Below are 13387 nucleotides of genomic sequence, written 5' to 3'. Positions count from 1 at the left end.
GGGCCCCCGCTGCAGCCGCTTGCAGCATGGGGGTCCGGACGTGGGCCGTCGAACGGGTTGCTCCACCCGGTCGGGGCATCGATCACAACCGTTCACGGGGTGTCCGCAGCCCGAAACGCATAAACTGGGTCCTTTGAGTTGCCCCGCCATCCGGTCCGGGCACCGGCCTCGCCCCGGAAGGGATCCGCGCATGACGACGCAGACAGCACACCAGACCAGCAGGCTCCTCTTCGGCGCCATGGGCCTGGGCGGAACCTGGACCGATGAGCCCTACGGGGAGACGGATATTGATCAGGCGGAGACGGCCATTACGGCCGCGCTGGAAGCTGGAATCACCGTGTTTGATCATGCCGACATCTACCGGCGCGGCAAGTCCGAAGCCGTCTTCGGCGAGGTCATGCGCAGAAACCCCGGGCTGCTGAACGGCGTGACGGTGCAGACTAAATGCGGCATCGTCCTGCCCGCCGACGACCGTGGCGGGTACTACGACCTCAGGGCCGAGAGTGTCCTGGCCGCCCTCGAGGGATCCCTCCGGCGGCTGCAGGTGGATGCCGTCAATGTCCTGCTGCTGCACCGGCCCGACCCGCTGCTCGACCCCCGGACGCTGAAGCCGGCGCTTCACTCACTCCTGCAGGAAGGAAAAATCAGGGCGCTCGGCGTTTCAAATATGTCGGCCGCTCAAATGGACTACCTGCAGACCGAACTCGATATCCCGATCGCCGTCAATCAACTCGAGATGAGCCTGTTCAAGCGCGACTGGGTGGAAAGCACCGTGCTGGTGAACCATCCAGGCGGAGTGGAAAAGAACTTTCCCCACGGAACGATTGAGTGGTGCCTGAGCAACGGCACCCGGCTCCAGGCCTGGGGCGCCCTCGCGCAAGGACTGTACTCGCAGCCCCGGGAGGCGCACACTTCGGCCGAAGCGCAGGCCACGGATCTGGTGCGGCAGCTTGCCCTGGAGCGCAACACCAGCTCCGAGGCGATCGTCCTCGCGTGGCTCCTGAAGCACCCCGCCCGCATCGAGGCAGTGATTGGATCGACCAATCCGGAACGGATTCGGGCGTCGGCGGATGCTCCACGCCAGGCAGAACTGATGACGTCGGGCGAATGGTATGCGCTGTGGACCGCTGCCAGGGGGGCGCCCCTCCCATAGCTCCGACCGACTCGACCGGGCGAAATCCCGGCAGGGGAGTGGTGAGCCACGAAGGTGCCCGCCTCGATCCCTTGCCGACCTGCACGTCCCTGGTTTCTCCGGGTTTCGATTCCGATGGCGCAGCAGGCTGAAATTCCCGTGGGCACGTCACGGTCCAGGTTCCGACGATGACCACGGTTCCCGAGGGTTCGCCGATGTTGGACTGGCCGGTTGAATGGGTGTCCCGACGGCCGCATCGGATCGGTGGCTTCTGCGGCCAAAGGCACGCAGCCGTGCTGCTGGGCCTCGTGAATGTGAGTCGAACAGCACGCGGTTCGCGAAGGGCCGTTCCAGCGGGAACTGCACGATGTCGAGCCTTCGGGGGAGCCCCTTCTGCAGATAAGTTGACATAATGTAGATTATCGGCGAATGGCTGAGGGGCGGGAAGGGGTGCCGAACGATGCCCGAAATGCTCGGTGCTGCGCAGTCCATCAGGACGTTTTCACACCCGTTCCCTGCTGCCATCCGGCACTGTACGAAAAGTTTCCTGACCGGTCCGCTGACGGTACGAACTGGCTCAATAGACCTCGGTCTGACTCAATGAACGCGGATCCGCAGGCGACGTACATGCCGGGTGAATTCGCTTTGCTCGGGAGCATACCGCGCCGGGCATGCACCCATCGTCCGTCAATCACGCCCCGACGTAAGCCGCCAGATGCTGGCCGGTGAGCGTTGAGCGCTGTGCGACAAGGTCGGCCGGCGTGCCCTCGAAGACGATCCGGCCGCCGTCGTGCCCGGCGCCAGGGCCAAGGTCGATGATCCAGTCGGCGTGGGCCATGACCGCCTGGTGATGCTCGATGACGATGACCGACTTGCCGGAGTCAACGAGCCGGTCCAGCAGGCCCAGCAGGTTCTCGACGTCGGCCAGGTGCAGACCGGAGGTTGGTTCGTCGAGGACGTAGATCCCGCCCTTGTCCGCCATCTGGGTGGCCAGCTTGAGCCGCTGCCGCTCGCCGCCCGACAGCGTGGTGAGCGGCTGGCCCAGGCTGAGGTAGCCCAGACCGACGTCGGCGAGCCGGGCAAGGATTGCGTGCGCCGCGGGCGTGCGCGCCTCCCCCGCACCGAAGAATTCTTCGGCCTCGCTCACCGGCATGGCCAGCACCTCGCTGATGTTCTTCCCACCAAGGTGGTATTCGAGCACCGACGCCTGGAACCGCTTGCCGTCGCATTCCTCGCAGGTGGTGGCGACCCCGGCCATCATCGCCAGGTCGGTGTAGATGACGCCGGCGCCGTTGCAGGTCGGGCAGGCCCCCTCGGAATTCGCGCTGAACAGGGCCGGCTTGACCCCGTTGGCCTTGGCGAAGGCCTTGCGGATGGGCTCGAGCAGCCCGGTGTAGGTTGCGGGGTTGCTGCGCCGTGAGCCCCGGATGGCCGCCTGATCCACGGAGACCACCCCGTCCCGCCCGGACACCGACCCGGCGATCAGGGAACTCTTGCCGGAGCCGGCGACCCCGGTGACGACGACGAGGACCCCCAGCGGAATGTCGACGTCGACCTTACGCAGGTTGTGCGCGGTGGCGCCCCGGACCTCCAGCGCCCCGTTGGCTGTCCGGACCGACTCCTTGAGGGCGGCCCGGTCGTCGAAGTGGCGGCCGGTGAGGGTGTCGCTGGCCCGCAGCTCCTCCACCGTGCCCTCGAAGCAGACATTGCCGCCCGCGGTGCCGGCACCAGGGCCGAGGTCGACCACGTGGTCGGCAATGACGATTGCCTCAGGCTTGTGCTCAACCACCAGCACGGTGTTTCCCTTGTCGCGCAGGCGCAGCAGAAGGGCGTTCATGCGTTCGATGTCATGCGGGTGGAGTCCGATCGTGGGCTCGTCGAACACATAGGTGACGTCCGTGAGCGAGGACCCGAGGTGGCGGATCATCTTGGTCCGCTGCGACTCGCCTCCGGAAAGCGTCCCGGTCGACCGGTCGAGGCTGAGGTACCCGAGGCCGATCTCGACGAACGAGTCGAGGGTCTCCCCCAGGGCCGTCAGCAGCGGTGCCACGGACGGTTCGTCCAGGCTGCGCACCCATTCAGCGAGGTCGCTGATCTGCAGGGCGCAGGCGTCGGCGATGCTGATCCCCCGAATCTTGGATGACCGGGCGGCCTCGCTGAGCCGGGTGCCGTCGCATTCGGGGCAGGTGGTAAAGGTCACTGCCCGGTCCACGAAGGCCCGGATGTGCGGCTGCATGGCCTCCCGGTCCTTGGCGAGCAGGGATTTCTGGATCTTCGGGATCAGGCCCTCATACGTGAGGTTGATGTTGTCGACCTTGATCTTGGTCGGCTCCTTGTAAAGCAGGTCGTGCAGTTCCCGCTTTGTGAACCTCCGGATCGGCTTGTCCGCATCGAAGAAACCGGAACTGCTGAAGATGCGGCCGTACCACCCGTCCACGCTGTACCCCGGGATGGTCAGTGCGCCCTCGCTGAGCGACTTGCTGTCGTCATAGAGCTGGGCCAGGTCGAAGTCGGTGACCGATCCCATTCCCTCGCAGCGCGGGCACATGCCGCCGGTGACACTGAAGCTGCGGCGCTCCTTCGTGGTCGTTCCACCGCGCTCGAGCGTCACGGCGCCCGATCCGCTGATCGAGGCGACATTGAAGGAGAATGCCTGCGGCGACCCGATGTGCGGCTGACCAAGGCGGCTGAAGACAATGCGCAGCATCGCATTGACGTCGGTGGCCGTCCCGACGGTGGAGCGTGGATTGGCGCCCATCCGCTCCTGGTCGACGATGATGGCGGTGGTCAGTCCGTCGAGCACGTCGACCTCGGGCCGGGCGAGGGTCGGCATGAAACCCTGAACGAAGGCGCTGTAGGTCTCATTGATCATGCGCTGGGACTCCGCCGCGATGGTGCCGAACACCAGGGAGCTCTTGCCCGAGCCGGAAACACCCGTGAACACCGTCAGTCGGCGCTTCGGGATCTCGATGCTGAGATCCTTGAGGTTGTTCTCCCGCGCGCCCTGTACGCGGATCACGTCGTGGCGGTCGGCTTTGTGGAGCGGCTGCGTGTCGGTACTGGCCATGCTCATGGTGACTCTCCGTCTGTGAAGCGGGCTTCGGAATGGTCTCCGGCGTCGTCAGGGTCAATCTAACCAGCTTGATGACGTGGTCCGGCGCCGGCAGGCACTGCGGGGCCCGGTCCGGGCGGGTCTCCCCCGCCATCGATGCGCGGGGTCAGGGGCGGACGAGCACCTTGAGCGCCTTCCGCTCCGCCATGGCCCGGTAACCCTCGGCGATGTCGTCAAGATTCACGGTCCGGTCGAACACACGGCCGGGCTGGATCCTGCCGTCGAGCACCTCCTGAAGAAGCTCCTCGATGTAGGCCCGCGCCGGTGCCACGCCGCCGGTCAGGGAGACGTTCCGCATGAAGACGGACGGCATCGGTACCTCGGCGTATTGGGGCACCCCGACCCTGCTGACGAAGCCGCCGTCGCGCACCGCGGCAAAGGCCGTCTCGATGGCCGGCAGGGTGCCGACGCACTCGAGGACGGCGTGGGTGCCGTCTCCCCCAGTCAATTCCTTCACCCGCGCGGCTCCCGCCTCGCCCCGTTCGGATACAACCTCGGTGGCTCCGAAATCCCTTCCCAGGTCCGTCCGCGCCTGGTGGCGGCCCATCAGGATGATCTGCTCCGCACCGAGCCGCTTCGCCGCAATGACCGCGGACAGCCCCACGGCTCCATCGCCGATGACGGTCACTGTGGATCCCTGCCCGACCTTCGCCGTCACCGCGCTGTGGTGGCCGGTGCACATCACGTCCGAAAGCGTCAGGAGCGCCGGGAGGAGGTCCGAGTCCTCCGGGACCGGCACCTTCACGAGGGTTCCGTCGGCCTGTGGAATCCGGGCCGCCTCCCCCTGGCCGGCGTCGGGATTGCCCCAGTTGCCTCCGTGCCGGCAGGACGTCTGCAGGCCCGCCCGGCAGAAGTCGCAGGTGCCGTCCGACCATACGAACGGTGCGATCACCACATCCCCGCGCTTGACCGAGGCAACATCGCGGCCGATGTCTTCAACGACGCCGATGAACTCGTGCCCCATCCGTGAGCCGGCCGGGTTGGGCTTCATCGAGCCGTACGGCCAGAGGTCGCTGCCGCAGATACACGAGACCAGCACGCGGACGACGGCGTCGGTGCTCCTCTCCAGGCTCGCGTCGGGAACATTTTCCACCCGGACATCTCCGGCTCCGTACATCAGCGTTGCGCGCATGGTTTCCTTTCCCGGGCTGCCCGGCGGCAGCAGCTTCCGATTCCTGTCTGCGGGGCCTCGGGCGGCCTGCACGAGCGGGATGCCTGTCAAAAATGGGGCTTCCGTCGGGCGGACGAGAAGACTCGGGCCCTGCCGCCGGCCGATCGCCTGAACCGGGCCGCCGGGCCATCCACCCGAGACTACCCCGGCCGAACAGGCGGGGAACAGCCCTGCCCGGCGGGTGGGTCGGCCGGTTCGCCGCCGGCTCGGCCGGCCGGCGGCAGGCGGCAGGCGGCAAACCGCTCGCCCCTTACTCGACCCCGTGCGGTGCCGCCGGTCCGGTCTTCCGTGGTCGAGCCTCTCCTGATTCCGCCGTGGGTGCTCCGGTCCTCCCTGGTTCGAAGCGCGGCGGCAACGGGGGCCGCCCGTCCTGGCCTGGGTGACCGGGACGCCGGAGCCGGCGGACGTCTGTACAGACCCAGGACAGCATCGCGGTCCCGCGGGCCGCGATCAACGCCGACAGGAGGGCCGCCGCCGCGTGCGCATACAGCATCGAGTGCAGGTCCTGCCCCGGCACAGCTGAGGCAGTGGACGGACCAGAAACCCCTGCGGCACCGTGACCGTGGGCGGGCACGACGTCGGCCGTTCCGCCAACGAACGCGCTGAAGGCAAAGTGCAGGAGCTGCTGGACCAGCCCGCACAGCACCAGGATCGACCACCCGGGCAGCCGGAGCCGCGCAAGCATCGACGCCGCAAGGCCCAGCAGGGCCGTGAGGGTAAGGAGCAGAGCCAGCGCCGGCATGAGGCCGCCGGAGGCGACGTGTGCCGCGAGGCCGGCCGCCACGGCCGTCGGACCGGAAAGCCAGGCCAGCAGGACCCGAGGTCTCCACCGCGGTACGCCCGTGGCTGCCAGGTCCTCCATGCCATCCTCCTCCCCATTCGACATTGCACCCTCAGAAACCGCAACGCCCTTGGTCCCTGCGGGGTGTCAGCGGCAACGGCGACCGGATCGCATGCCGACAGCCGGGCCCGCGGCACCGTGCTTTCCTCCTTGCTACCGCCACCACCGGCCGCTGGCAAGTGCCGACATCCCTGTCCGGCCGGACCCCGGGCCGACCTCCCGGCCCGGTTCGGCGCTTTACCCGGTGACATAGCTGACATATACGCCCCCGATGTGCCGCTGGCACCGCAGGTCGGATACAAAGGAATGATGTCCACCGCCCCAGAAGAAGCAGCGAACCGTCAACCACTTCGGGCGACACGGCTCATGAAGCAACGGCAGCTGACCATGATGGGGCTCGGAAGCGCCATCGGCGCGGGACTCTTCCTCGGGTCCGGTGCCGGAGTCCAGGCCGCCGGCCCCGCCGTCCTGATTTCCTACCTCGTGGCCGGCACCCTGATCATCCTGGTGATGTGGGCGCTGGGTGAGATGGCCGCCGCCCACCCCAGCAGGGGTGCGTTCTCCGTCTATGCGGAGAAGGCGATGGGCCCGACCGTAGGGTCAACCATCGGCTGGCTGTGGTGGTTCCAGCTCGTGGTGGTGATCGCAGCCGAGGCCCTGGGCGCGGCCGCCCTGCTCTCGACGATCTGGCCGGTCCTGCCGGTCTGGGCGCTGGCCCTGATCTTCATGATCCTCTTCACGGCCATCAACCTCACCGGCGTGCGCAACTTCGGAGGGTTCGAATACTGGTTCGCGATCTTCAAGGTCGCGGCGATTGTCGTCTTTCTCGCAATCGGCGCCGCGCTCGTCCTGAACCTCCTTCCCGGAGTCCGGTCACCGGGACTGTCCAACCTCACCACCGACTTCGCCCCCGCCGGGCTAGAGGGCGTCGCGACGGCTCTGTTCATCGTCATCTTCGCCTTCGGCGGCACGGAGATCGTCAGCGTCGCCGCAGCCGAGACCGAAAACCCCTCGCGGAGCATCGGCCGGGCCGTGCGGGCCGTTGTCTGGCGCATTCTCGTGTTCTATGTCGGGTCCGTCCTGGTGATCATCCTCGTGCTGCCCGCTACCTCACCGGCGCTGGCCTCGCCGTTCAACGGGGTGCTCGATGCTGCGCGGATCCCGGGAGCGGGCACCGCCATCACCATCGTCGCGGTCCTGGCGCTGCTCTCGGCCCTGAACGCCAACCTCTACGGCGCCTCGCGCATGATCTACTCGCTGGCGGAGCGCGAGCAGGCACCGAAGTACATTCAGCATCTGAGCCCCGCCCGGGTGCCGCGGCGGGCGGTGACTGTCTCGGTGGTCTTCGGCTTCGCCGCGACCGTCCTTGAACTGCTGTTCCCGGAACGCATCCTGCCCGCCCTTTTCCAGCTCCTGGGTTCCACCTGCCTTGTGGTCTGGGGTTCAGCCCTCGTGTCGCAGATCATCCTTCGGCGGCGGGCGGACCGCGCCGGTACACCCCTGCCGGTGCGGATGAAAGGGTTCCCCTGGCTCACCGGCTTCGCCCTGATCATCCTGGGCGCGATCTTCGCCGTGGGGCTGAGTGCCGAAACGAGCCGCACCCAGCTGGTCAGCACAGCCCTCCTCATCGCCGCCATCGCTGCCGCGAGCACCCTGTTCCGCAGGGCCCGCGCACGGCAGCCAGCTGCCTAGGGGCAGCAACCGCGGCGCCCACACCGGGGGGCCCTGCCCGGCGGGAAGACGCCGGCCTATAGTGGCGGATCGTTCGGGCTGCCGGTCCAGGTCCACGCCATGGAGCAGGACCCGTTCTTCGCCGGCGAGGGTGATCTCGACGCCGCCCGGGCACTCGCCAGCGAAGTGGTCGACGCCGGCCTTTTCCTCTATCCCGGCCGGGAGCACCTCTTCGCTGCCAGGTCACTGCCGTCCTACGACGCCGGCGCAACCGCGCTGCTCACCTGCCGGGTGCTCGGCTTCCTCGACGGGACCTGGGCGGCAGGGACTCTGGTGAATAGGGACGGCGGCACACGCCCGGCCGCCGGCGGCACGGACGTCCTCAACTCCGGGAGGGCCGACGTTGGGAGGGCATCACGGGGATGTACTCAGCACGGGCACAGCTTCCTGGCGCATCCTATGATGAGACACCGCGGAGAATCCGGGACGCCCGGCTCGCCACCCCGGCCCGCGCGTCCCTGAAAGGACCCCCCATGATCCTGGTGCTGATCGGCATCGACGGCGCGGGAAAAACGACGGCAGCGCACGCCCTGGCCGCCCACGTGCCGTCGGGCACCGACGTCCTGGTGCTGGGCAACTATTCAGGGCGGAAGACCTTCACCCGGTGGGCCCGGCGGGTCGGCCTCCAGCCGCCGGCCTGGCTGATGGACACCGCCGAGACGCTGGTGCGCCTGATTAACGTGCTGGTGAACTCGGCGAAAGCCGCACGCTTCGACGGCCTGGTGATTATGGACCGGCACCTTCACTGCCAGCTCGCCCTTAGGGCCGCCCGGGGCCTGCGCCGCGGCGTCCTCCTGCCGGCCGCACTGAGGCTGCTGCCCCGGCCCGGCGCCGTCGTGCTCCTCGACCTGCCCGCAGAACAGGCCCAGCTGCGCATCACGGCGCGCGGCACGGACATCGAAAACCTTGACGAACTGCAGGCGTACCGCACGGCGTACCTCGCCCAGGCCGGGGCGGGCGGGCACCCGGTGATTGACGCCGGAAGAGCACTCGAGGCCGTCGTCGCGGACCTGCAGGGCGTCCTGTCCGGACTCCGCCCCGGTGTCTTCCCGGAGCCGGCGCGGACGGGTCCGAGCGGTGCTGGGCCGGAGCTCCCTGGGTGAGTTCCTCGTACGATGAGTCCATGGAGACTCCGTCCGCGCACGCTGCCAGCTACTCCCCGTCCCAGCTCCACGACCTGGTGCACTCGATCCTGGGTCAGGAGCTGCCGCCGATCGTCCGGGCCGGGCACCCTGTGCTGCGGATGAGGGCGCAGGCATTCGACGGCCAGCTGGGCGATGCGGACCTCGCGGCCCTGATCACCCTGATGCGCCGGGTGATGCATCACGCTCCCGGCGTGGGGCTCGCCGCTCCGCAGTTGGGCATCCCCCTCAGCATCGCCGTCGTGGAGGACAAGGGGGTGGAGGACGACGCCGTCGCCATTGAACGCGGCCGCACTCCCCTGCCGTTCTTCGCCATGATCAACCCCCGCTATTCGGCGGCAGGGCCGGCCACCGCATCCTTCTACGAGGGGTGCCTGTCGGTCCCCGGCTACCAGGCCGTGGTGGAGCGGCACCGGGAGGTGTCGCTGGAGTACACCACGCCGGACGGCCGCGGCGTGACGACCCGCCTGAGCGGCTGGCCGGCGCGCATCGTGCAGCACGAGACGGACCACCTCAACGGCATCCTGTACCTGGACCGGGCCGAGACCCGCTCCCTCGCCGACAACCTCGAGTACACACGCCGCTGGGCTCATCCGTCGGTGGAAGAGGCCCGCCGGGGCCTCGGATTCTAGGCCCCGGCGGCTGCTCCCGCCGGCCTACCGCTCCGGGCTTGAGTCCGCCGGCTGGTTCCGCCCGCTGGGGAGCCAGTCCGCCCACCACCTGAGGATGTGCTCGAAGCGCTGGCGGCGGTGCCAGGGGGTGCCGGAGCGGGAGAGTTCGTGGTTCTCCCCCGGAAACAGGAGGAGTTCGGTCGGTACACCCTGTTTCTTGAGCGCCGTGTAGTAGCGCTGGGCCTGCTCGAGCGGGCACCGCAGGTCCTCCTCGGAATGGATGACGAAGGTTGGGGTGTCCACCGAACCGATCTGGGCGAAGGGATTCTGGCCCCGCACCTTCTCGGGGTCGGTTCCCGTGTACTCGTCTGAGAAGAACCAGCCGATGTCCGAGGAGCCGATGAACGAGGGCGGGTCGAGGTAGCCCCGCTCCACGATGGCGGCGGTGAACCGGTGGTCCTGGGAGATGGTCCAGGCGGTGAGGTAGCCGCCATAGGAGCCACCCATAATCCCGACCCGGTTGCCGTCCATCGCGGCGTACTTGCCGAGGGCGCCCTCGAGGAAGGCCAGGACGTCCTGGAGGTCGAGGATCCCCATCGCCTCCTTGATGACCCGCCCGTGCTCCTGTCCGTATCCGGCCGACCCGCGCGGGTTGCACATCAGCACCGCGTAACCGGCGCGGGCGTACACCTGCGCCTCATCGAAGTAGCCCCACCCGTACTGCGAGAAGGGGCCCCCGTGGATGTTCAGCAGCACCGGGTGGGGACCCTCCCCCTCGGGCAGGATCACCCAGCCGTGCACCTGGGTCCCATCGGGCGCCGGAAAAGTCTCCTCGACGGCGGGTAGAACCGTCGTGGCACCGCGCAGCTCCGCGGAGAAATCGGTGAGGGGTTCCAGCCCCTCTGGGCCCACCAGCGCCGCGTCGCCGGCCGTGCCGGGGCCCGTGTAGCTCACGAGGGCCCGGCCGGCGGCGGAGGCAGCTCCCGTTACCACGACCGGTCCGTCGACGAGGGTGGAGGCCGTGCCTTCCGCCCCGACCTCAAGCAGCCCGCAGGCGCCGCGGGTGCGGTGAATCACCAGGACCGAGGAGTCCCCGTGCGGGACCACCTCGAGGACTTCCCCAAGGTCAACGGTCTCGGCGTCGGTCAGCCGGCGGGCCTCCCCTGGTGAGTCCATCGGCGCCGCATACAGTCCGGTATTGCGCGCCACGAAGTCCAGGCCGGTGGCGGAGAGCTCACCGGCAAGGTAGAAGAGCCACCGGCCGTCCCTGCTCTGGACCGGCGCCGCACAGTCGAGCCGCTGGGCCGCGGAGAGCCCCGAGAGCTGCTCCCTGCCGGTGCCGTCGCGGCGGACCGAGTACACCTCGCTGGCCAGGGTCGAATCGGCGTCCGGGCTGAGGGCGGCGGTGAACAGGATCCGGCCGCCGTCGGAGGTGAACCGCGGGCTGTTGTGATCCGCTGCGTCCGAGGTGAGCTGGACGGGCTCGGGCAGAGGGCCGGGACGGTCCGCGCCGATGTCCTTTGCGGCCCGGCCCGCGGGCTCGATGAAGGGTTCCGCCTCGAGGCTCGGGACATCCACCAGGAAGAGCTGGGCCCTCTTGTCCGCCGTGTAGCCGAGCCCGTTGGCGCGGTACTGGAAGGTGGTGATCCGACGCGGGTCCTCGGCCGGGGCGCCGACTCCCTCGACGGTGCCGTAGCGGCCGGCCTCGGGCACGCGGGCGACGAACACGATCGACCGCGAATCCGGGGCGAAGCGGAAGTCCTCGACGCCGAGGGGCTGGTCGGTGACCTGCACCGGCTCACCGCCGCGGGCGTCCATGAGGTGCAGCTGCGGCTTATCGCCGGGATGCGACCGCAGGAAGCCCAGCAGCGAGCCGTCCGGAGAGAACTGGGGGGCGGTGTCGCGGAAGCCGCGGCTGAGGCGCCGGTGCGAGCCCGAGTCCGTCTGGAGTTCCCACAGCTGGCCCACATAGGCGTCGGCGTCGAAGTCCGGGCGGGTCACGGCGAACACCGCCCGTCCGCCGTCGGGGTGAAGCGTCGGGGTGCCGACCGAGTGAAGGAGGTTCAGCTGATCAGGTTCCATCCACCCGAGACTAATGCGTCGAAGTCCGCTCCGCCTAGGATGGTGGGATGCCCGCCGCGCCCGAGACCCTGCTCCTGTGCCCCGTGTGCGGTTCCTTCCTCCGTCCGGATGGGCGCGGCCTGGCCTGCGCTTCCGGGCACCGGTTCGACGCCGCCCGGCAGGGCTATGTCAACCTGCTGACGGGCCGGGGAACGCCGTTCGAGGCCGACAGCGCCGCGATGGTCGAGGCGCGGGCGAGGTTCCTCGCCGCTGGACACTACACGCCCCTGAGGGATGCGATCGCCGATGCGGCGCAGCGGCACGCGCCCGCACCGGGAGTGATCGTGGACGCCGGGGCCGGGACCGGATACTACCTGCGCGGCCTGGCCGACCGCTTCCCCGGGGCGCTGACGGTCGCACTCGACATCTCCAAGTTCGCGCTGCGCAGGGCCGCCCGCGAGGTGCCCGGCGGCATCGCGCTCGTATGGGACCTGTGGCGGCCGCTCCCCCTGTCCACAGGCAGCGCGGACCTGCTCCTCAATGTCTTCGCACCCCGCAATGTCGAGGAGTTCGTGCGCGTGCTCTCCCCGGGAGGGCTGCTGGTGGTGGCGACGCCGCTGCCGGGACACCTGGGCGAAGCCGCCCGGCTGGTCCCGATGCTCGAGGTCCCGGCCGATAAGGCCCAGGACCTCGCCGGGTCCCTGGACGGGCGCTTGACCGAGGTGGAGCGCCGGGAGGTCGTCCACGAGATGCGGCTGTCCCCGGAGGGGCTCGCGGACGTGGCCGCCATGGGCCCGGCGGCGCGGCACCTTGAGCCCCCGCAGCTTGCGGCCCTTGTCGAGGGCCTGGACGGGGAGGTCCCGGTGACCGCCCGCTTCACCGTTCAGGCGTTCCGGCACTCCTGAGCGGCCGCGGGAGCCCGGGGTCCGGCCCGCTAGGCCTTCCCGTCGGAGCTGCCGCGGAGCGGAACATGAAGCGCCCGCAGGGCCTGCTGGACGAGGGGGCCGATGGCCAGCGCGAAGATGACGGTGCCGAGCCCCACGACGCCGCCCAGCAGGAAGCCCACGACGACGACCGTGAGTTCGATCGATCCCCGGACCGTCCACACGGGCCAGCCCGTCAGCCGGACCAGGCCGGTCATCAGGCCGTCCCGGGGGCCGGGCCCCATGCCTGCGCCGATATACAGCGCCGTCGCGACGGCGAGCAGCAGCAGGCCGGCCGTGAACATGAGCCCCTGAAGGAGGAGGTGGTCGGGAGCGGCGAGCAGCCTGAGGACGACGTCCGCGGCAAGGCCGACGAGAATCGTATTGGCGATCGTTCCCCAGCCGGGACGCTGCCGGATGGGAATCCACAGCAGCAACACCCCAATGCTGATGACCACTGTCGCGATGCCGAAACTCAGGCCCGTACTCCGTGCGAGTCCCTGCCCGAAGACATCCCAGGGCGAGGCGCCGAGGTTCGCGCGGACCATCAGCGCAATCGAGGCGCCGTAAAGGAACAATCCGAGGTAAAGCCGGAGGTGGCGCAGCAGCAGGTTTGGCGAGGTGAGGAGGCGGAAGAGCACGCTCAAGTGTCCCACCGCGGCC

The 13387-nt window shown here is 69.0% G+C and carries 11 protein-coding genes; 6 read left to right on the top strand and 5 right to left on the bottom strand.

Features of this window, described 5'->3' with window-relative positions; genetic code table 11:
* The first annotated feature begins 190 nt into the window (after positions 1 to 190).
* Entirely contained in the window at positions 191 to 1153 is a 963-nt protein-coding gene (locus GVV77_RS03855) for an aldo/keto reductase (protein WP_159616527.1), read from the top strand.
* Positions 1154 to 1823: 670 nt separating this feature from the next.
* Here GVV77_RS03855 and GVV77_RS03850 read toward each other — a convergent pair.
* From GVV77_RS03850 to GVV77_RS03840, 3 genes are all read right to left on the bottom strand, one after another.
* Positions 1824 to 4205, bottom strand: a complete 2382-nt coding sequence (locus GVV77_RS03850; protein ID WP_159616525.1) for an ATP-binding cassette domain-containing protein — start codon at positions 4203 to 4205, stop codon at positions 1824 to 1826.
* Between the two features lie 145 nt (positions 4206 to 4350).
* Entirely contained in the window at positions 4351 to 5376 is a 1026-nt protein-coding gene (locus GVV77_RS03845) for a zinc-dependent alcohol dehydrogenase family protein (protein ID WP_159616523.1), read from the bottom strand.
* Positions 5377 to 5665: 289 nt separating this feature from the next.
* Positions 5666 to 6277: a hypothetical protein gene (locus tag GVV77_RS03840; RefSeq protein ID WP_201293165.1), complete on the bottom strand. Its 612-nt coding sequence runs from the start codon at positions 6275 to 6277 to the stop codon at positions 5666 to 5668.
* 345 nt (positions 6278 to 6622) lie between these two features.
* Between GVV77_RS03840 and GVV77_RS03835 the strand changes: the two genes are divergently transcribed.
* From GVV77_RS03835 to GVV77_RS03820, 4 genes are read left to right on the top strand one after another with little or no spacing between them, the layout of a single operon-like run.
* Entirely contained in the window at positions 6623 to 7948 is a 1326-nt protein-coding gene (locus tag GVV77_RS03835) for an amino acid permease (protein WP_246199619.1), read from the top strand.
* A 33-nt stretch (positions 7949 to 7981) separates the two neighbouring features.
* Positions 7982 to 8449, top strand: coding sequence for a dienelactone hydrolase family protein (locus GVV77_RS03830; RefSeq protein ID WP_343033037.1), 468 nt, complete (start codon positions 7982 to 7984; stop codon positions 8447 to 8449).
* 11 nt (positions 8450 to 8460) lie between these two features.
* On the top strand, positions 8461 to 9090 hold the full coding sequence (locus tag GVV77_RS03825; RefSeq protein WP_159616519.1) for a nucleoside/nucleotide kinase family protein: 630 nt from the start codon (positions 8461 to 8463) through the stop codon (positions 9088 to 9090).
* A gap of 20 nt (positions 9091 to 9110) precedes the next feature.
* On the top strand, positions 9111 to 9761 hold the full coding sequence (locus tag GVV77_RS03820) for a peptide deformylase (protein ID WP_159616517.1): 651 nt from the start codon (positions 9111 to 9113) through the stop codon (positions 9759 to 9761).
* A 24-nt stretch (positions 9762 to 9785) separates the two neighbouring features.
* Here the strand turns inward: GVV77_RS03820 and GVV77_RS03815 are convergent, their stop codons facing one another.
* Positions 9786 to 11822 (bottom strand): S9 family peptidase, encoded by a 2037-nt coding sequence (locus GVV77_RS03815; RefSeq protein ID WP_159616515.1) that lies wholly within the window; start codon positions 11820 to 11822, stop codon positions 9786 to 9788.
* Between the two features lie 47 nt (positions 11823 to 11869).
* On the opposite strand from GVV77_RS03815, the gene GVV77_RS18475 reads away from it, so the two are divergent.
* Positions 11870 to 12706, top strand: a complete 837-nt coding sequence (locus GVV77_RS18475; RefSeq protein WP_159616513.1) for a putative RNA methyltransferase — start codon at positions 11870 to 11872, stop codon at positions 12704 to 12706.
* A gap of 29 nt (positions 12707 to 12735) precedes the next feature.
* Here GVV77_RS18475 and yczE read toward each other — a convergent pair whose 3' ends face one another.
* Complete coding sequence (yczE, locus tag GVV77_RS03805; RefSeq protein WP_246199618.1) at positions 12736 to 13380, bottom strand: membrane protein YczE; 645 nt, start codon at positions 13378 to 13380, stop codon at positions 12736 to 12738.
* Positions 13381 to 13387: the final 7 nt, after the last annotated feature.

Source organism: Arthrobacter zhaoguopingii, from assembly GCF_009828605.1.
In the GTDB taxonomy this organism is placed as follows: Bacteria; Actinomycetota; Actinomycetes; order Actinomycetales; family Micrococcaceae; genus Arthrobacter_D; species Arthrobacter_D zhaoguopingii.
This window is presented reverse-complemented; position numbering and strand designations above follow the sequence as displayed.